Raw genomic sequence first — 17,573 nt, 5'->3', positions numbered from 1 at the left:
GCGGGTCCAGTCACTGATATATTCGTGACTGGACCCTTTCCTTTGAATCGAGTAACTTAATCGGTTATCCGATAAAAACAACACAATTCTTCCTCGGTACTATAAAATTTCCAAAGACATGTATTGTAATGATGCGAAGCGAGTGTCGGGATCAGATTTGAGAAGCTGAACAAGGAGCCTATTTCAAATTCATGCGCCAAAGCAATTTGCATGATTTCTTTAGATGATTGATTAGAAGCCTCACTTTCTTTTTTTTCTTTGAATAGAATGCAACTTGTTTTAGAAAAATGTCTCATCATCTCTACTGCCAAAGGTAACGAGTTCAAATTAAATTCGGCTACTCCGATGTAACCCAATTCCTCATTCACTGTGATTGGTTCTTCAATTCTTGATGTAAAGCCATGTACATCATAATATTTTTCGAGTCTTTTCCAATACTTATAGTAATGAACGATTCTCTCGCTTCTTTTTGACCCATCTCCAATAATGCTTAGCCACCAAAACGTATAGTTCGCTTCACTCTTATCTGTCATAAAATGACGCAACAATAGGTCATCACATGTTTTTTTGAACAAAAGTCCGTCTTCATAGGTGATTAATCGATCGCCTACAATGCTGAAAGATTCGAGGGGAGGCCGATTTTTTCTCCAATGTGGAGCTAGATGATCGGATAACCACCAGAATGATTCGTATGCGTTCTTCGTCTCTTCGACATAATATCTCATGATTCAGTCCACTTAGTTTGTACATCAATTTCAGAGAAAATGAACGTCGTCTTCGTATGCGCATACGGGATAGCGGCATCGATAAACTGCTCGGTCTCGGCGAATGTCGCGAAATGCATTTTGACTAAAAAGCAGGCGCTCCCCGAGAGGCGATAACAAAACGCGACGTTCTCGTAACGTTTCAAGAATGTCGTGAACGCCTCATAGTTGCTGTTCTTCACGGTCGCCTCAATCAGACATTGAATTGGTTGACCGAGCAAGTTATGGTCGACCTCGATTGTGTACCCTTGGATGACGCCGAACGATTCGAGCCGTCGGACGCGTTCGCCGACGGACGGGGCCGATAAGTTGATACGACGACCGAGCTCGCTCATCGAGAGACGACCGTCCTTTGTCAATTCAGCTAAAATCAGCTGGTCTGTTTCATCAATTTTTAACATGGAAAGGATTCCTCCTCATCTCATTCTGTATGGCATGTATTTTACCGTGAACACGTTCGGAATGAAATGGGAATCATTCGAACTCCTTTTTATACTAGATACAGGGGGTGACGAGATGACACGGATTCGACAAACAAATACAGGAGCGACACCATTCGAGCGACTGCTCGGATACAATCCGCGCATGATGCAACAATGGTCCGCACTCGGTGAGACGATCACGGGAGACGGGAAATTGTCCGCCGAACTAAAAGAACAAGTCCGTCGAACACTTGCGCAACAAAACGGATGTGCTTATTGTCAGGCGAAAGGGAAACCGGCTATCCACTCGTTCGACGAGCGGACGGCACTCGCCGTCGGCTTCGCCGAGGTCTTTATACGGATGAAAGGAGAGACGCCGGCTTCAGCGATTGCTGTGTTGCATGAGACGTTTTCCGACGCGGAGATTAGCGAGTTGTGCGCCTGTATCGCTTTTTTGACCGCGTCCCAATACGTCGGCGCCATGCTCGGACTTGAAGCAGAAAGAGGCTGGGACATAACTAGCCGGTTTTAAAGCTTTTTGGATAAAAAGAGGGGTCCGGTCACCGATTTTCGGTGGCCGGACCCCTTCTTTGCACTTCCGCCGATGCCATTGGCGATGAACTTTCGTAGGTTCACCGCCATGAGGGCGAAGCCGAGCTCACGTTTCACACGCTGTCGACGAGGTCATGGACGGCGAAGGCGATATCGTTTTCCTGGAGCCGGACTTCTAAATCTAGGGGCAAAACCAATTGGTTCATGGTATACTCTTTGTACATAGGGGCACCTCCAAAGTTATGGTTTGGTCACTTTAACTTTATCAGAGGTCGCCCCTATCTGTTTAGTCTCAAATGCGTGCACGAACCCATAAAAATGACAAGAGGCCCCCGTGAGCGAACAAGTCGCTCACGGGGGCCTCTTTCTTATAAATCTACTGGGTTATGTCCCAGCCTCAATTTTTTATTTTGCGAGCGGGTGGCTCAACAAATAGTCTTCGATTTGATCAATCGTTTCTTTCAACACGCCGTCTGCGAATGGTGATTTGAGACCTGCCAGTTCGACGAGTTCGAGGAACGAGCGGCTTCCGCCTGCCTGACAGAGTGTGAGGTAATCGCTCCATGCCGCTTCGCGGTCTTCATGCATGCGTACCCAGAACTGGAACGCACACACTTGCGCGAGCGTATAGTCGATATAGTAGAACGGGCTTTGGAAGATGTGACCTTGTTGGTGCCACCATGCGCCCGATTCAAGATAGTCGTTCGTCTCATAATCACGGTGCGGGAGATAGACCTTCTCCAAATCGCGCCACGCCTGACGACGCTCGGCTGCTGTCATCTCCGGGTTGCGGTAGACGACATGTTGGAACTCATCGACGAGCACGCCATACGGAAGGAACGTCATGCTACCTGCCAAGTGATTGAACTTATACTTGTCGACTTGGTCGCCGAAGAAGAGCTCCATCCATGGCCAACAGAAGAATTCCATCGACATCGAGTGAATTTCACACGCCTCATACGTCGGGAAGGCGTATTCCGGTGTCGTCAAATGACGGCTTTCATACACTTGGAAGGCATGACCGACTTCGTGCGTGAGAACATCGATGTCGCCGGCCGTCCCGTTGAAGTTCGAGAAGATGAACGGAAGTCCTTCAGACGGTAAGTACGTGCAGTATCCGCCGCCAGATTTCCCTGGTTTCGCCGTCAAGTCGAGGGCGCCGCGTTCCTGCATGTACTGGAAGAACTCGTCCGTCTCATTTGAGAGTTCACGATACATCTTGTTTCCGCCTTCGATGATGAACGACTCATCGCCTTGCGGTGTCGCGTTTCCGTCTGGGAAGACGAACGACTCGTCATAGTAATAGAGGTGGTCGACACCGATTCGTTTCGCCTGCTTTTCTTTCAAAGCAGAAGCGAGCGGGACGATGACGTCACGGACTTGTTTCCGGAAGTTGTCGACCATCGACTCGTCATAGCCGACACGCTGCATCCGTGCATAACCGAGTTCGACGAACGACGGGAAGCCGAGCGCATGAGCAATCTCCGTACGGACCCGTATGAGTTCCCCATAAATGCGGTCGAGCTCGTCGCCATTGTCTGACAGGTATGTATAGCGGGCGACAGATGCGGCTTTTCGGACATCACGGTCTGGTGATTGAAGATATGGGCCGAACTGTGACAAGTTGAGTGTCTTGCCGTCAAACTCGATTTGCGCAGCGGACATGACCTTTTGATAAGCTGTCGCGAGGCGGTTTTCTTCCTGCAGTTTCGGGATGAGTGACTCCTCGAACGTTTCAAGTGCGCGCTCGGCGAGAGAGAACAGTTGGCTGCCCCATTCCGCTTCGAGTTCAGTGCGAAGCTCGTGGTTCGTCAAGACGCGATAGTACGCTTGAATCTCCTTCTCATAGACCGGAAGTGCGTCGTCAAAGAATGCCTGTTCTTCTTCGTAAAACGAATCGCGTGTGTCGACCGAATGTCGGATCGCGACGAGTTGACTTTGTGTCTCAAAGTCGTTCCGTTCTTTGTTGATTTGGCGAATGAGTTCGTTCGCTTCCTCGAGTGTGCTGGCTTGCTGTAATTCGGCAGAATAGTCCGACAATCTGCTGTTTAAAGCGTCCAAGTCGGGCCGTTCATATGACAATTTTGTGAAAGTCGTCATTGTAAGCGCCTCCATCGTGTGAAATTTTTACAAAGTGTAAAAAGGGCTTGCAAAAGCGATTGCACACTCGTATTCTTACGATGTGTAAAACGATTTCGCACTACCTTATTACAACTATACCGTTAATGGGGTAGGGATTGAAGTATTAGCTTTTCGGGTATAAAAGTGTAGACTTCGATTCAATAGAACATGTTGGAGGGATTAAGCTATGGGATTCTTTAAAAAACTTTTTGGTGGTAAAGAAGAACAACTCAACGCGGTTTCACCGCTTACAGGAAAGGTCGTCGACATCACGAACGTACCGGACCAAGTTTTCTCACAAAAAATGATGGGTGACGGAATCGCAATCGAGCCGACAGAAGGAAAAGTCGTCTCACCGGTTAGCGGAACAATTGCGACAGTATTCCCAACAAAACACGCGATCGGTATCAACGCGGACAACGGTGCGGAATACTTGATTCACATCGGTTTAGACACGGTCAACTTGAAAGGCGAAGGCTTCGAGACACACGTTACAGAAGGTCAATCTGTCAAAGCAGGCGACCCACTCGTCACGTTCGACCTCGATTTCATCAAAGCGAACGCGCCATCGACGATCACTCCGATCATCGTCACGAACCACGACAGCTTCGGCGTGAACAAACTTGTCGCAGAAGGCGACACGGTGACAGCTGGATCTTCGGAAGTCGTCGAGTTGACAAAGAAATAAGAAGACGACCCATGACTCGGGAGCTTAGGCTTCCGAGTATTTTTTTGCGAATGCGGGAATTATAATGAAGAGAGGGAAGGGGGAAATGAGATGGATGGAAAAAATGCACCATACCGGGGATACGGGGATCGGATACGAATATTACGGGAACGGGCCGGATTGTCGATTGAGACGCTTGCAGAACAGATTGGTGTCGCACCGTACTTTATCCGACGTACCGAACTGAGTGAGGTCTATCCGACCATGCCTTACATAGAGGCGCTCGCAGACGCTTTGCAAATCGACCCGAACTATTTGGCCCGCCATATTTGGACGGGCGAGTCGCTCAAAGTACTCATGCGAGGAAAAGTACCGGAACTCGAACAGATGAAGCTCGCCTATGAAGAAGCGATGCACGGGAAGTCCGTCGAAGAAATGCAACGGCAACTCGAAGTACGGATGCGCATCTTTGACTTGATGCACGAAGAGGAGTTACATCGCATTTTCAAAGAAGACGAGGAACCGACGTCACACCATGCACTCGAAGCGCTCGTCGATGCGGTACTTGACCTCGGACGGTCACATGACACGACGCGTCATATCGTCCCGTTCGCCCGCTATGTGGAACGTCTCGTCCCAGACCAATTCGCGGATAACTCATTTCAGTACTCAGAGTATGGCGTCGTGGACAAATCCTATAAATTACAATGACCGTAGAGCATTCTACGGTTTTTTTGTGCACGATGAATTATAAAATTAAGTGCAACACCCCAAAGTGAACACAAAAAGTGACCAGGAGAATCCCTGGTCACTTCAATCAGCGCGTCGGACGCGCTTCGTAGCGTACTTTTGGACGTGTGCCGGCGAGTAAGAAGCCGAGCACGATATTCAAGATTGTGAGCACCCATCCGACATAACCGAATGTGTAGGCAAGACTCGCCAGCATCGTTTGCCAGTCGAGCAATGCTGCTGCGTCCCCGCGGAATGTGAAACGGATGACGGTGAAGCCAATGAGTGTCGCTGCAGTAATCATGATGCCGATCCATGCGCCACCGAAGCGGGACGTTTGAGAGCGTCTGCTGACCGGATACCAAAACGCGAGCGTTCCGATGAACGCACTGCCTGCATAGGCAAGCAGGATTTGCCATAACGCATCCGCGTCTAAGAAGACGGTATAACAGATGAACGTCGTGAGCGTCGTCATAAACGTAAAGATTAAGGCTGCGAGTAATCGTGATCGCATAGTTCGTTTTCCTCCTCATTTTGCACATTCTTTAGAGTAAACGAAAACGAATTTGCTGTAAACGTTATTGACGGTTTTGTAATATTTGTCGCCATTGTTTAATAGCGTTCGTTCCATAGAACAAGACGCCGCCACGATAGAATTTCGAGCCAATCCACAGTGTGATGCCAATCGTTCCGATGAGTAACCCAATCGAAAGCGCCACTTCCCATACGGCCACATCGACGAGCATGACGCGAAGGAACATGAGCATCGGAGCGAAGAACGGGACGAACGAGAGAATGGTCACGATGGTCGCATCCGGGTTGTTCAATCCAAACATCGCGACTAAGAACGCAGCGACGAGGAGCATGATGACCGGCATGACCATTTGTTGTGACTCTTCGACACGGCTGACAAGTGAACCGAGGACAGCGAAGAGTGAGGCGTACAACAAGTACCCGAGCAAGAAGAAGACGAGTAGATAGATGACAGCCCGTGCGTTGCCGGCGTTCTCGATGACCGTCGTCGCCAGTTCGCTACCACTCGCACTTACATAACCAAACCCAAGGAAGATTCCGATTTGGATGAGGGCGAGTGTCCCGATAGCGGTCACTTTCGCAAGCATATGGGTCACCGGATGAGTCGTGGAGATGATGAGCTCCATGACACGCGATGACTTCTCCGTCGTCACTTCTGTTGAAATCATCGATCCGTACGTGATGATCGAAATGTACAGGAGCATCAACATGACGTAAACGAGCGCCGAAGACGAGAGGAGCTCATCCGAGTTCTCTCCACCGCGTCCGAGATAGGACTCGTCGAGTTGGATCGGTTCGCTGAGGGCAGCGATGACGGTCGGGTCGACATCGGACGATTCAATCAATTCCGCATTGCGCAACTGTTGTAAGGATGTTTGCAAGAGGGTCGTGAACTCCTGCTCCGGGCGTTCGGAGATAACGCGAGCATCATAGCCGTCAACAAAAGCGACGACCCCATACTCTCCGTCGTTGATGCCGGTCCGTGCCTCTTCTTCCGTAATTTCGCTAGAGGCGACGTCTTCATAGCCGAGTGATTTCATCGTGTCGACGATTTCTTTGTTCTCAGACACGACGAGTGCGCTCGCTTGCTCGGAATCCTCAAACGTAGACATGATGCGGTCGATGTTCGTAAACCCGAAGATGAACAGGATGGTTAGCGCCGTCGAGATGAGGAATGCTTTTGAACGAATTCTCGATTTGAGTGTGAACGCATAGAGCGGTCCAAAGTTATGAAACATGCTGTCCGACCTCCTTGATGAAGATGTCATTGAGCGATACCGGTTGGCGCATGAACGTCTTCACGTTCGCCTGATGACGGACGAGTGCCGACAGGACGGCGTCACTGTCTTCGAAAGAATGTAAGCGTACGAGATGACCGGATTTGTAAGGCTCGATTGTCTCCACGACTGGGAGCGACTCGAGAATGTGAATCTGATCCGTTTCAATAAAGAGGGCAGGCTCTTCGTATCTCGACTTGATTGTCGGGACGTCACCGCTTACGACGGCACGGCCACCTTTCAAGATGCCGACGTGTTGGCACAATTCTTCGACATGTTCCATTCGATGACTCGAGAAGACGATGGTCGTCCCGGCGTCACGCAACGCGAGAACTTCACGCTTCAGGATTTCAACGTTGACCGGGTCGAGGCCGCTGAACGGTTCGTCTAAGATGACGAGTTCCGGGTTATGGAGCAGGGCGGCGACGAGCTGAATCTTCTGTTGATTCCCTTTTGATAGCTGCTCGACGCGCATCGTTTCATATTGAGGAATTTCAAGGCGTTCGAGCCATGACTTGACCGCGCGTTTGGCATCGCTCCCGCGCATGCCCTTTAGGCTTGCGAGAAAGACGAGCTGTTCACGCACTTGGGATTTGGGATACAGGCCACGTTCCTCGGGCAAATAGCCGACGATGCGATGGTCGACCGCTTTACCGTTCCACGTGATACTCCCATCGGTCGGCTTCAAGATGTCGAGGATCATCCGGAACGTCGTCGTCTTGCCAGCACCGTTTGCACCGAGCAAACCAAACATTTCCCCTTGTGGGACGCGGAACGTGAGGTCGTCGACAGCTTTGAAGTCACCAAACTCCTTGGTGACGCGTTCGATATGTAATGCCATATTCTATTCCCTCCTTAGAATGTCTCTTCTTCTATCGTACGCCACCTTGAGCAAAAAGTTTCACTTTTTCTGGTAAATGATTTATCTTGAAATCAAGATAATAAAAGGAGGATGACAATGAAAACGCAGTCTACGGGAATCCATCACATTTCGTCGATGGTACAAGACCCGCAACGTACGCTAGATTTTTATGGACAGGTACTCGGTCTCCGCTTCGTGAAACAGACCGTCAATTTTGATGACCCGGGCACGTATCATCTCTATTTTGGGGACGAAGTCGGAACACCAGGGACGGTGATCACGTTTTTCCCGATCCCGGGCTTAGGGAAAGGGCAGGTCGGGAGCGGACAGGTTGGCGTGACGACTTATCTCGTACCGGCAGGAAGTTTACCGTTCTGGGAAGAAAGACTACAACAGCACGGCATCGCGACCGTCGCCACTGAACGGTTCAGCGAGGCATCACTTTTATTTGAAGACCCGGACGGACTCGTCGTCGAACTCGTCGCCCGACCGAGCTCTAAACAGACACGCTGGGTCATCCCCGGTATCACAGAACATGAAGCAATTGTCGGATTCGCCGGAGCGACCTTGTTGTCGAAAGCACCGGACGAAACCGTGCGCTTGTTGACGGAACTGTTCGGCTTTGAACGGGTCGCAGAGGATGAAGAGTGGATCCGTTTGAAAGGGTCAGCAGATTACGGGAACGTCATCGATGTGAAGAAAACGATTTTACCGAACGGGGTCCCTGGGACGGGAACAGTTCATCACATCGCGTGGCGCATTTCTGACGGAGAACATTATCCGACCTGGCAAGATGCCATCTTTGACCTTGGGTTAAGACCGACCGAAGTGAAAGAACGAAACTACTTCCGCTCCGTCTATTTCCATGATGCCGGTCGCATCCTGCACGAACTCGCGACGGACGTACCTGGATTCACCGTGGACGAATCCGTTGACACGCTTGGTGAGACGTTGCGCTTACCGCCATGGCTCGAAGCGGACCGAGATAAAATCGTCCGCACACTACCAACAATCACGATCCCGAGAGGAGAACGCATATGATTCATCAATTCATTCAAGGTACCAAAGAGACGACACTCGTTTTATTACACGGAACTGGAGGGACCGAGCAGGATTTGATTCCGCTCGCGAAAGAACTGTCGACCGAGGCGAACATCTTGACGCTTCGAGGGGATGTCATTGAAAACGGGATGTCCCGTTTCTTCCGTCGCCACGCGGAAGGGGTGCTCGACCTTGAAGATTTAAAGAAACAGACAGAGCGCTTCCTTCAGTTTTTAGATGAAGCTGCGACAACGTATGGTATCGACCGAGACAAGATGATCCCGCTCGGCTATTCGAACGGGGCGAATTTGATCGGGTCGGCACTTTACCGTCATCCGGCGTTCACTGCTTCACTCCTATTCCACCCGATGGTACCGGACCGTTCATTGACGCTACCTGACTTGTCAGGAACGAACGTGTTCATCTCGGCTGGCGAACGCGACCCGATTTGCCCGAAAACAGAAACAGAAGAGCTGACGTCGACACTCCGAAACGCGGGAGCGGACGTCGAGCTCTTCTATCACTCGGGAGGACATGAACTTCGCATGGAAGAAGTCGAGGCAGCACGGACATGGATTGCCGCATACCTCGACTGATTCATTCAAGCCATTTTTTTCGGTTTGTTCGGACGAGAATAGACGACGAGGACCCCTCGGTCAATCAAATAGGCGGCGAATAAACGTTTCGCTTCCTCAGCACGCACAGTTCGGTCGATTTGGATATACAATCGGCCGAGCTTTTTTTGTGAGGTGCGCGTGAGCAACCAAATCGAGTCGAGCGTATACTGCCAACTTTGGAGCGTGTCGCCACCGATGTATAAGTAGCGGTTTTGGGTGCGCTCAAGTAAGTAGTTGAGCCACCAGACGTCACGAGCCAGCTTGGCGCAGACACCGAGCACGAACGTGAGACCGAGGAAAACCATGCTAGATAAGACAGGATGAATGGCAGAGAACCCGTTGCGGACGGACTCGAAGGCGACAAGGAGCAATCCGACGGAAAAGACGCTGATGAACCACCAGAATCCGAAGTTAGAGAATGAACGTTTTGGGTCGTGCACCATATGATGTCGATTCCGGATGATCGATGCCATTCTCTCCACCTCCTTTATTAGAATATTCTGAATATTAAGTAACACTACTATACTATACTGTACCCAATTCCGTCTATTTGAATACGCACACAACATGCTGAATCGTGAGGATTTTTTGACGTTTCGGCTTGCATTCTTCGAATTATGGGAATGATGACAGTGAAGACATGAAAATTTTGTTGAAACGTAATTTCACTTTGTGGAGGAATCGCTTATGATAGGTGAGGGAATTTTCCAAGACCTATATGGATTCTGTCTGTAAAGAGAACGTGAAAACATGAAGGTCAGCTTCATTGCAGTCATCATAGAGAACTAGAGGGAATGTTATGAGAAATTATTGGTATGACAATATTAAAGGAGTACTCGTCCTACTCGTCGTCTTCGGACACTTGTTGACCGATGTCCGCGGCGCTTATGACGACATTTTACCAAAGTGGGTGTATCTGTTCCTGTATACCTTCCACATGCCGTTATTCATCATGTTGAGCGGTTACTTTTATCGGGAGAACCGCTATTTGCGCGTGATCCAGCTATTCGTGGTCTATGTCATTTGGCAGGTCATCCTTGGGTCATGGTTCGCATTTACAGAAGGGATTCCGATTTTCTCGCTTGAAAATCCGGGACTGAATTTGTTGAAGCCATACTGGGCGCTTTGGTATCTGATGGCCATCATTTTCTGGTACATCATCACCCCGTACGTGACACAACTGAAAGGCTACGTGTTGTATGCCCTATTATTCGCGCTCCTGTTCGGATTCCAAGCCGAGGCGACGGGGTATTTCGCGTTACGAAAAGTCATCATGTTCTATCCGTTCTTCTTGATTGGGAACTGGATGTCCGAGCGAAATACGCTCAACTTCTTTGAGCTACCGAAACGGGCCGAGCACCGGAACCGATACCGCATCGGTGGGGCGATTGTCTTCACCACGCTCACGCTGGGGCTCTTGGTCTCGATGCGCGTCCAGCAAGACGATACGTTCTATCATATCGGCAACTTGTTCAAATTCCGTTTCGCCTATGACACGGTCGTCCCAGAGGCGATGTGGAGTGGACCGTTCGCCTTTTTGATCGTCTATACGGTGTCGCTCCTCATGTCAATTAGTTTCGCGCTCATCATCCCAGGACGACAGCTCCCGATTTTTTCGCGTGCCGGGCAGTATAGTCTGTACGTCTATCTCGTCCACGTCTTCTTTGTTGTCGCCTGGAAGGCGTTTATACCGGCTGGGTTCATGCCGACATCTTGGATGCAACTGCTCGTCTTGTTCGGTGTCGCCTTTGTGATGGTCCTCGTGATTATCAGTCCACCGATGGTCCGTCTCTTGCGTCCGCTCGTCGAGATTGACGTGAAGCGAGTCCAAAATACGAAGGGTGTAAAAGGGTAAAGTCTTTTCTAAACGCTTCATTTCCGCTACACTTTATTAAGAAGAAACGAAACTAGAGTTAAGGAAGTGACCCTATGCCATACGAAAATGGAATGTACAGCACAGAAGGCGACGTGAACGTATCACGTCACGTCGTTGAAATGATCGCCGCGGTCGCGGTCAAAGAAACGAAATACGTCTCGTTCACGCAAGAAGACACGAAATTGTCAGAGCGTGCGCTCATGAAACACGTGAAAGTCGATGAGTCGGACAAAGGCATCACCATCAACCTATCGCTTTACATCGCTTACGGACAGTCGATCATCAAAACGGTGACGGCCGTCCAAGAGCGCATCACGCAAGATATGGACACGATGCTTGCGATGACACCACGTTCTGTGAACGTGAAAGTGGTCGGAATTCAGCTGTGATAAGAAAGGGGAGAGCACAGGCTCTTCTCTTTTTTTGATTTTTGCGAAAACGGTTGCATCAAGATAACGTTTTCATTTATAATAGAAATCGAACAAGTGCAACCGTTTGCATCATTGACCAAACGTGCGGCGGGTACTTGTCAAGTTCCCTAAATGTAGTCTGACGACACAAGCATTTGAAGGAAAGGCGGAAAGCATGTATGTCAACGATTGAAGCAGTGATTTTCGATTTGGACGGTGTCATCACTGACACGGCAGAGTACCATTACCTCGCTTGGAAGCAGCTCGGTGAAGAGCTCGGAATTCCATTTGACCGCGAATTCAACGAAACGCTCAAAGGCGTGAGTCGAACTGAGTCGCTTGAGCGGATTCTTACGCTCGGCGGTAAACAGAACGATTTCACACCGGAAGAGAAAGAAGAACTCGCACAAAAGAAAAACGAGCACTACGTTGAACTCATTCAACATATCTCATCCGACGATCTTCTTCCTGGTATCGTTTCATTCCTCGATGAAATCAAAGAGGCGGGACTCAAAATTGGAATGGCTTCTGCTTCAAAGAACGCATTTGCGGTCGTTGATGCACTTGGTGTCCGCCATTACTTCGACCATATCGTCGATGCAGCAACTGTCGCCCAGTCAAAACCACACCCCGAAGTGTTTTTGAAGGCCGCTTCTGCCCTTGGTGTGAAACCCGAACTCGCCATCGGCGTTGAAGACGCGGCTGCCGGCGTAACTGCAATCAAAGCGGCAAATATGTTTGCTGTCGCCGTCGGAGAAGAATCGATGCTTGGTCATGCAGACCTCATCGTCGCTTCTACTGACGAACTTTCACTTGAACGCATCCTCGAACGCGTTCACGTGTAAATGGCTACAATCATCTTCCGTGAGACGACGACTGCCCCGAACAGTCGTCGTCTTTTTTTGAGTCAAAAGTCCTAAATAGACAGAATTGCCCAAAAAGAGATGACAAACACATTACAAATCCGTTACACTTTTATAGAAGATATAGAGGGATTATTAGGAATTGCTGATTTAAATTAGGGAATTCCAAATTATAATTGGATGTAGAAGGGGATTTGTGTATGGAATCTACGAATGTCAATGACCACATTTATCGAGAATTAATGGAAATTGAAGAGTCGTATCGTCAATTGCAACGACGTGCCGAGTATTTGATTGCGGAATTGAGTCGAGATAGAGAAGAGAAGGACCCAATGACTGATGCGTCAAAACGCCTACGTCCACGACGTGTGAACCAGCGTTATCCGCTCGAGGTGTACGTTCATCAAGTGACGGATCTATTGAAGGAGCGTCAGACGATGAGTGTACGTGATATTCAAATGGAACTTGAACTTCGTTACCGTCATCACATCAGCAACATTTACCAATTGATGGTGAAGATTGAAGGGGTCAACCCGGAAATCAAAAAAATCGGTCGCGGCTTGTATACATACGAACCGACAGAAGAAGTGGCAGCGACACTTTCATGATCCAGAGCTGATGGGGAACGCCTCATCGGCTTTTATTGTAAACGGACTGATATCCACTCCTCGATTCAAAATGTGATATAATTCGCCAGAGTCTATTTTTTTGAGAGAGGAACTGTCGGCCCATGCTATGGATTGCCATGTTGGTCAGTTTTGTGATGGCCATCTTGATTACACCGCTCGTTCGTCGATTCGCATTTTTCATCGGTGCGGTCGATCATCCGAACGCACGAAAAGTACATTTACGGACGATGCCACGAATCGGGGGTCTCGCGATTTTTATCGCATTTTTCATCGGCTATGCCTTGCTGCTTCCGACGAGTCGTTATAACGATGCCATCTTGATTGGGGCTGTCGTGATTCTCCTTACGGGACTGATTGATGACCGGTTCCAACTATCGGCCCGCGTCAAGCTGATGGGGCAGATGATTGCGACTGTCGTCGTCTTGAACTCGGGGATGCGAATCGAACTCATCAATCTTCCGTTCGACCAGCAACTCTACCTCGGGTCATGGAGCATCCCGATCACCGTCCTCTGGCTGATTGGGATCACGAATGCCATCAATTTGATTGACGGTCTCGATGGTCTCGCCGCAGGTGTGTCGAGCATCGCCCTCGGGACGATTGCTGTCTTGGCCATCATTCAGGGAAACGTCTATTTGACGATGATGGCGCTCTTGCTCCTTGCGAGCACACTCGGGTTTCTCGTCCATAATTTCTACCCGGCGAAAATCTTTATGGGCGATACGGGGGCACTGTTCCTCGGATATATGCTCGCTGTCTTCTCGCTCATCGGATTTAAGAACGTGACGTTGTTCTCGCTCGTTGTGCCGGTCCTCTTGCTCGGGTTACCGATCTCGGATACGATCTTCGCCATCGTGCGTCGACTCGTCCAGGGACGACCGCCGATGTCGCCGGATAAATCGCATATGCATCACCAGTTGATCGATATGGGCTTCACGACACGGCAGGCGGTCCTACTCATGTACGGGATGACCTTATTCTTTGGCATCTCATCCATCTTGTTCGCCAAGACGACGATGCTCGGTGCGGTCATCACGTTCATCGTCGTGTTAATTGTCATCGAATTGATCGTGGAATCGACTGAACTGATTCATCCGAACTATAAACCTATCATCCGTACGTCCCGACGATTGCTCGGACGACCTAGAGCGTAAAAAAGTAACCGGTATCGCGTGACGATACCGGTTACTTTTTTAGTATGTGGTCGTTTCGGTCATCGAATCGTCCGTTTCGTCTGTCGATGGTTCATCCGCTGTCACAGGCATGCCGAGTTCCGTTTGCAGAAGCGCCTGAGCATCGCGAAGGTCAACAGGGTCGAGTTCGTAATAATACACACCGTTTAACGTCAAATCGTTCCCTTCGAGCGTTTCTCGGTTAAACGACTTCAACGATTTTGCGTACGGTTGAAGCTGAGAAGCCTCTGACAACGACATGTTTGTTCGAATGTTCTCGCCGACGGCATTCATGATCCGGTTCAGCTTCGTAAACGAGTTGATGGTCGTCGCCTCGTTGATGATGGCCTCGATGACTTGCTGTTGTCGACCGGCTCGACCGATGTCGCCGGCAGGGTCTTGCTTCCGCATCCGCGCATAGGCAAGTGCTTCTTTTCCGTTCAAGACTTGAACGCCAGGCTCTAGCTCGACATTTCCGGTCGCTTTTCCGGAGATGGGGATGAGGACATCGATCTCGACGCCACCGACCGCATCGACCAAATCTTCGATTCCATCAAAGTTGATGGTCGCATAGTAATCGATTGGGATGTCGAGCAGGTTCTCGACGGTCGCGATGGTCGTGTCAATGCCTCCGTAAGCGTAAGCATGGTTGATCTTGTCTTTGAACGGATCCTCATCGTCGATGATGATGTCGACATATGAGTCACGTGGGATGCTGACGAGCGTCACTTGCCGCGATTCCTTGTTGAACGTGGCGACCATGAGCGAATCGGTCCGTCCTTCCTCGAGCGAGGCGCCGCCATCGACTCCTGCTAACAGGACGGAAAAGTGATCTTTCGTCAAGTCGATGGTCTCGTCGCGACGTTCTGACTTGTCGCCACGTTCCAACGCCTTGTTCGCGTTTTCGGCGGTTTCATTCGCTTTGAAGACAAAATAGCCGAAAGCGGAACCACCGACCAGCAATACGACACCCAACACGATGAGGACGATTTTCCAAGGTGATCTTTTCTTGCGTGGGGGTGTTTCCATGTTGTTTCCTCATTTCAGTCTTTTCTTTTAGTATAGGCGTTTCAGCGTTTGAAATCACGTTCGATGATGCGGATTGTATGAGTTTGAAGCTGACCTTGACCGTTCGTCATGTCTGTTAGCCAAGCGAGTGCCTCTTCTGTCTCTTCCACGGGGACCGACACATGAAACGTGACGAGGTCGGCGTAGATGATGTCATCGAGCAGGTAGCTAGACTGTCTCAACTCATTTTCGACTTTCCCAATCCAAGTATAGTCGACGGTGAGTGTCAATTGTTGCATCGGTAGACGTTCGACGATTCCGATCGCATCGAGTCCCTCGCTCACAGTTCCACCGTAGGCACGTATGAGTCCGCCGCCACCGAGCTTGATTCCACCGAAATAACGAGTCACGACGACGACTGTATCTTTCAAGTGGCGTTTGCGTAACACCTCGAGCATCGGCATGCCGGCCGTACCGCTCGGCTCACCGTCGTCATTCGCTTTCTGGTGCTCGTTTCGTTCCCCGATGATGTAGGCGGAACAGTTATGGTTTGCGTTCCAATGCTCTTTCTTGATGGCTTGGATGAACGTCTGCGCCTCTTCCTCGGTTTCGACACGTTTGAAATGAGCAATAAATTTTGATTTTTGGATAACGACTTCGTATGTTCCACTTTGTTTTATAGTATAATTTGACTCAATAGACATTTCTGAAAATTCTCCTTTCTATTTTTGAATATTTTTTTTAGAATTCAAGTAGGCACATACGCTACTTATAGCGAATGGAATTATAGAAAATCTCTCATGTCCGCTGTAAACCTGTTTAGGGTGGGACGATATATAAGAATAGATGAGGATTAACTACCGAACTATTAGGGGATGGCATCGTGAATCATATTACCGATCGGACAGCTTTAGAACATATCATAACAAATATGATTGAAACGGTGACGGAAAGTAAAGAGGAGATTGTCCGTATAACCGAAAGTTCTGCAACTGAATATTCAGCAATTCAAAATGAGTTGAAAGAATTGACGGATAAAATCGAGTTCTACATCGAGGAATCCGATCGACTCGACCGAATCGTGAAAGCTTCAAAGGCCAAGCTCGTTCAAGTCAGTAAAAAGTTTCATATACATAGTGAACAAGAAATTCGTGAAGCCTACGAACGGGCGAATCAAATGCAACTCGAGCGTTTTCTTGTTCAAAAAGAAGAGATGGCGGCACAGCAACGTCGGAATGACTTAGAGCGTCGTCTGCTCATTTTAGAGGATACGATCGAACGTGCCGAAAAGTTGATCGGTCGTGTGAGTGTCGTCTTGAACTTCTTACGGGATGACCTACAGCAAGAGTATTCGGACATGATGAAGAAGCAAGAGATGGCCATCGGTGTATTCGAAGCGGCCGAGCGCGAACGGCGCCATCTCGCCCGCGAGATGCACGATGGACCAGCGCAATCGCTTGCTCATATTTTGATACGGGCCGATCTGATTGAAAAGACGTTTGACAAACGAGGAAAAGACGAGGCGTTTGCCGAATTACATGAATTGAAAAAGTTGATTCGTGGGGCACTCGTCGACGTCCGTCGTTTAATCTATGATTTACGTCCGATGTCGCTTGACGATTTGGGCTTTTTGCCGACGCTCGAACGCTATCTCCATCAAACGGAGGAGTATACGGCGATCAAGACACGTCTCAACTATCGGGGGTCGCGTGCGCGATTACCGGAGAAACTGGAGATTAACGTGTTCCGTCTCGTTCAAGAATCGGTCCAAAATGCGATCAAACATGCAAAAACTGCCGAAATCATCGTCAATGTCGAGCAGGCGAGTGATGTGATTCACATTCACGTCCGCGACTACGGTGTCGGGTTTGAGTCGAGCACGATTGGCGAAGGGTCGTTCGGGATTGTTGGAATGCGCGAACGAATTGAATTGGTGAACGGAAGCATCACCATCGACTCGGAAGTCGGCAAAGGGACGGTCGTCCGGATGTCGATTCCGATTCCGTGAGAGAACAAGGGGGAAGACATA

The 17,573-nt window shown here is 49.4% G+C and carries 20 protein-coding genes; 11 read left to right on the top strand and 9 right to left on the bottom strand.

The features are described from left to right. Positions 1 to 56 precede the first annotated feature (56 nt). Both KNO73_RS07690 and KNO73_RS07685 read right to left on the bottom strand, forming a co-directional pair. Entirely contained in the window at positions 57 to 725 is a 669-nt protein-coding gene (locus KNO73_RS07690) for a hypothetical protein (protein ID WP_215112275.1), read from the bottom strand. Continuing rightward, complete coding sequence (locus tag KNO73_RS07685; RefSeq protein WP_215112274.1) at positions 722 to 1,165, bottom strand: Lrp/AsnC family transcriptional regulator; 444 nt, start codon at positions 1,163 to 1,165, stop codon at positions 722 to 724. Before KNO73_RS07685 ends, KNO73_RS07690 begins: the two co-directional genes overlap by 4 nt. Positions 1,166 to 1,280: 115 nt before the next feature. Here KNO73_RS07685 and KNO73_RS07680 point away from each other — a divergent pair, with 115 nt between their 5' ends. Next, positions 1,281 to 1,718, top strand: coding sequence for a carboxymuconolactone decarboxylase family protein (locus tag KNO73_RS07680; protein WP_215112273.1), 438 nt, complete (start codon positions 1,281 to 1,283; stop codon positions 1,716 to 1,718). Between the two features lie 425 nt (positions 1,719 to 2,143). Here KNO73_RS07680 and KNO73_RS07675 read toward each other — a convergent pair whose 3' ends face one another. Beyond that, positions 2,144 to 3,838 (bottom strand): M3 family oligoendopeptidase, encoded by a 1,695-nt coding sequence (locus KNO73_RS07675; RefSeq protein ID WP_215112272.1) that lies wholly within the window; start codon positions 3,836 to 3,838, stop codon positions 2,144 to 2,146. 208 nt (positions 3,839 to 4,046) lie between these two features. Between KNO73_RS07675 and KNO73_RS07670 the strand changes: the two genes are divergently transcribed. After that, complete coding sequence (locus tag KNO73_RS07670) at positions 4,047 to 4,547, top strand: PTS sugar transporter subunit IIA (protein ID WP_215112271.1); 501 nt, start codon at positions 4,047 to 4,049, stop codon at positions 4,545 to 4,547. A 90-nt stretch (positions 4,548 to 4,637) separates the two neighbouring features. Next, positions 4,638 to 5,237: a helix-turn-helix domain-containing protein gene (locus KNO73_RS07665; protein WP_214683792.1), complete on the top strand. Its 600-nt coding sequence runs from the start codon at positions 4,638 to 4,640 to the stop codon at positions 5,235 to 5,237. 106 nt (positions 5,238 to 5,343) lie between these two features. On the opposite strand, the gene KNO73_RS07660 is transcribed toward KNO73_RS07665, so the two are convergent. From KNO73_RS07660 to KNO73_RS07650, 3 genes are all read right to left on the bottom strand, one after another. Further along, positions 5,344 to 5,769, bottom strand: a complete 426-nt coding sequence (locus KNO73_RS07660; RefSeq protein ID WP_078147368.1) for a hypothetical protein — start codon at positions 5,767 to 5,769, stop codon at positions 5,344 to 5,346. A gap of 64 nt (positions 5,770 to 5,833) precedes the next feature. Further along, on the bottom strand, positions 5,834 to 7,027 hold the full coding sequence (locus KNO73_RS07655) for an ABC transporter permease (RefSeq protein WP_214690617.1): 1,194 nt from the start codon (positions 7,025 to 7,027) through the stop codon (positions 5,834 to 5,836). After that, positions 7,017 to 7,907 carry an ABC transporter ATP-binding protein gene (locus tag KNO73_RS07650; RefSeq protein ID WP_012727001.1) on the bottom strand — a complete coding sequence of 297 codons (891 nt, stop codon included), beginning with the start codon at positions 7,905 to 7,907 and terminating at the stop codon, positions 7,017 to 7,019. The genes KNO73_RS07655 and KNO73_RS07650 overlap by 11 nt, the downstream gene beginning before the upstream one ends. 117 nt (positions 7,908 to 8,024) lie before the next feature. On the opposite strand from KNO73_RS07650, the gene KNO73_RS07645 reads away from it, so the two are divergent. Together KNO73_RS07645 and KNO73_RS07640 are read left to right on the top strand one after the other, a co-directional pair. Next, a complete protein-coding gene (locus KNO73_RS07645; RefSeq protein WP_078147365.1) occupies positions 8,025 to 8,969 on the top strand; it encodes a ring-cleaving dioxygenase in 945 nt (314 codons plus the stop codon). Continuing rightward, a complete protein-coding gene (locus KNO73_RS07640; protein WP_214758384.1) occupies positions 8,966 to 9,565 on the top strand; it encodes an alpha/beta hydrolase in 600 nt (199 codons plus the stop codon). Before KNO73_RS07645 ends, KNO73_RS07640 begins: the two co-directional genes overlap by 4 nt. Before the next feature lie 5 nt (positions 9,566 to 9,570). Here KNO73_RS07640 and KNO73_RS07635 read toward each other — a convergent pair whose 3' ends face one another. Next, positions 9,571 to 10,059 carry a hypothetical protein gene (locus tag KNO73_RS07635; RefSeq protein WP_214683800.1) on the bottom strand — a complete coding sequence of 163 codons (489 nt, stop codon included), beginning with the start codon at positions 10,057 to 10,059 and terminating at the stop codon, positions 9,571 to 9,573. A 326-nt stretch (positions 10,060 to 10,385) separates the two neighbouring features. On the opposite strand from KNO73_RS07635, the gene KNO73_RS07630 reads away from it, so the two are divergent. The 5 genes from KNO73_RS07630 to KNO73_RS07610 all read left to right on the top strand — a co-directional run bounded on the left by KNO73_RS07630 (position 10,386) and on the right by KNO73_RS07610 (position 14,518). Then, on the top strand, positions 10,386 to 11,441 hold the full coding sequence (locus KNO73_RS07630) for an acyltransferase family protein (protein WP_214730394.1): 1,056 nt from the start codon (positions 10,386 to 10,388) through the stop codon (positions 11,439 to 11,441). Between the two features lie 92 nt (positions 11,442 to 11,533). Further along, the gene (locus KNO73_RS07625) at positions 11,534 to 11,851 is read left to right on the top strand and encodes an Asp23/Gls24 family envelope stress response protein (RefSeq protein ID WP_251024869.1); all 318 of its coding nucleotides are present in this window, start codon (positions 11,534 to 11,536) and stop codon (positions 11,849 to 11,851) included. A gap of 200 nt (positions 11,852 to 12,051) precedes the next feature. After that, complete coding sequence (pgmB, locus tag KNO73_RS07620; RefSeq protein ID WP_012726996.1) at positions 12,052 to 12,717, top strand: beta-phosphoglucomutase; 666 nt, start codon at positions 12,052 to 12,054, stop codon at positions 12,715 to 12,717. A 218-nt stretch (positions 12,718 to 12,935) separates the two neighbouring features. Continuing rightward, positions 12,936 to 13,343, top strand: a complete 408-nt coding sequence (locus tag KNO73_RS07615) for a Rok-like winged helix domain-containing protein (protein ID WP_215112270.1) — start codon at positions 12,936 to 12,938, stop codon at positions 13,341 to 13,343. A 122-nt stretch (positions 13,344 to 13,465) separates the two neighbouring features. Further along, a complete protein-coding gene (locus KNO73_RS07610; protein WP_078147360.1) occupies positions 13,466 to 14,518 on the top strand; it encodes a glycosyltransferase family 4 protein in 1,053 nt (350 codons plus the stop codon). 39 nt (positions 14,519 to 14,557) lie between these two features. Here KNO73_RS07610 and KNO73_RS07605 read toward each other — a convergent pair whose 3' ends face one another. Beyond that, complete coding sequence (locus tag KNO73_RS07605; protein WP_215112269.1) at positions 14,558 to 15,565, bottom strand: LCP family protein; 1,008 nt, start codon at positions 15,563 to 15,565, stop codon at positions 14,558 to 14,560. A gap of 41 nt (positions 15,566 to 15,606) precedes the next feature. Further along, complete coding sequence (locus KNO73_RS07600; RefSeq protein WP_012726992.1) at positions 15,607 to 16,248, bottom strand: YigZ family protein; 642 nt, start codon at positions 16,246 to 16,248, stop codon at positions 15,607 to 15,609. Positions 16,249 to 16,427: 179 nt separating this feature from the next. On the opposite strand from KNO73_RS07600, the gene KNO73_RS15140 reads away from it, so the two are divergent. Next, on the top strand, positions 16,428 to 17,552 hold the full coding sequence (locus KNO73_RS15140) for a sensor histidine kinase (RefSeq protein WP_214683811.1): 1,125 nt from the start codon (positions 16,428 to 16,430) through the stop codon (positions 17,550 to 17,552). The last annotated feature ends 21 nt before the right edge of the window (positions 17,553 to 17,573 follow it).

Origin of the sequence: Exiguobacterium sp. s83 (assembly GCF_018617095.1) — a bacterium.
GTDB classification, from domain to species: domain Bacteria; phylum Bacillota; class Bacilli; order Exiguobacteriales; family Exiguobacteriaceae; genus Exiguobacterium; species Exiguobacterium profundum.
Note: the sequence above shows the minus strand (reverse complement) of the source record. Positions and strands in the feature narration are given on the sequence as shown.

Coding starts and splice junctions, on each gene's coding strand:
- KNO73_RS07690 (WP_215112275.1), bottom strand. CDS start 725: ATGAGATATTATGTCGAAGAGACGAAGAACGCATACGAATCATTCTGG.
- KNO73_RS07685 (WP_215112274.1), bottom strand. CDS start 1,165: ATGTTAAAAATTGATGAAACAGACCAGCTGATTTTAGCTGAATTGACA.
- KNO73_RS07680 (WP_215112273.1), top strand. CDS start 1,281: ATGACACGGATTCGACAAACAAATACAGGAGCGACACCATTCGAGCGA.
- KNO73_RS07675 (WP_215112272.1), bottom strand. CDS start 3,838: ATGACGACTTTCACAAAATTGTCATATGAACGGCCCGACTTGGACGCT.
- KNO73_RS07670 (WP_215112271.1), top strand. CDS start 4,047: ATGGGATTCTTTAAAAAACTTTTTGGTGGTAAAGAAGAACAACTCAAC.
- KNO73_RS07665 (WP_214683792.1), top strand. CDS start 4,638: ATGGATGGAAAAAATGCACCATACCGGGGATACGGGGATCGGATACGA.
- KNO73_RS07660 (WP_078147368.1), bottom strand. CDS start 5,769: ATGCGATCACGATTACTCGCAGCCTTAATCTTTACGTTTATGACGACG.
- KNO73_RS07655 (WP_214690617.1), bottom strand. CDS start 7,027: ATGTTTCATAACTTTGGACCGCTCTATGCGTTCACACTCAAATCGAGA.
- KNO73_RS07650 (WP_012727001.1), bottom strand. CDS start 7,907: ATGGCATTACATATCGAACGCGTCACCAAGGAGTTTGGTGACTTCAAA.
- KNO73_RS07645 (WP_078147365.1), top strand. CDS start 8,025: ATGAAAACGCAGTCTACGGGAATCCATCACATTTCGTCGATGGTACAA.
- KNO73_RS07640 (WP_214758384.1), top strand. CDS start 8,966: ATGATTCATCAATTCATTCAAGGTACCAAAGAGACGACACTCGTTTTA.
- KNO73_RS07635 (WP_214683800.1), bottom strand. CDS start 10,059: ATGGCATCGATCATCCGGAATCGACATCATATGGTGCACGACCCAAAA.
- KNO73_RS07630 (WP_214730394.1), top strand. CDS start 10,386: ATGAGAAATTATTGGTATGACAATATTAAAGGAGTACTCGTCCTACTC.
- KNO73_RS07625 (WP_251024869.1), top strand. CDS start 11,534: ATGTACAGCACAGAAGGCGACGTGAACGTATCACGTCACGTCGTTGAA.
- pgmB (WP_012726996.1), top strand. CDS start 12,052: ATGTCAACGATTGAAGCAGTGATTTTCGATTTGGACGGTGTCATCACT.
- KNO73_RS07615 (WP_215112270.1), top strand. CDS start 12,936: ATGGAATCTACGAATGTCAATGACCACATTTATCGAGAATTAATGGAA.
- KNO73_RS07610 (WP_078147360.1), top strand. CDS start 13,466: ATGCTATGGATTGCCATGTTGGTCAGTTTTGTGATGGCCATCTTGATT.
- KNO73_RS07605 (WP_215112269.1), bottom strand. CDS start 15,565: ATGGAAACACCCCCACGCAAGAAAAGATCACCTTGGAAAATCGTCCTC.
- KNO73_RS07600 (WP_012726992.1), bottom strand. CDS start 16,248: ATGTCTATTGAGTCAAATTATACTATAAAACAAAGTGGAACATACGAA.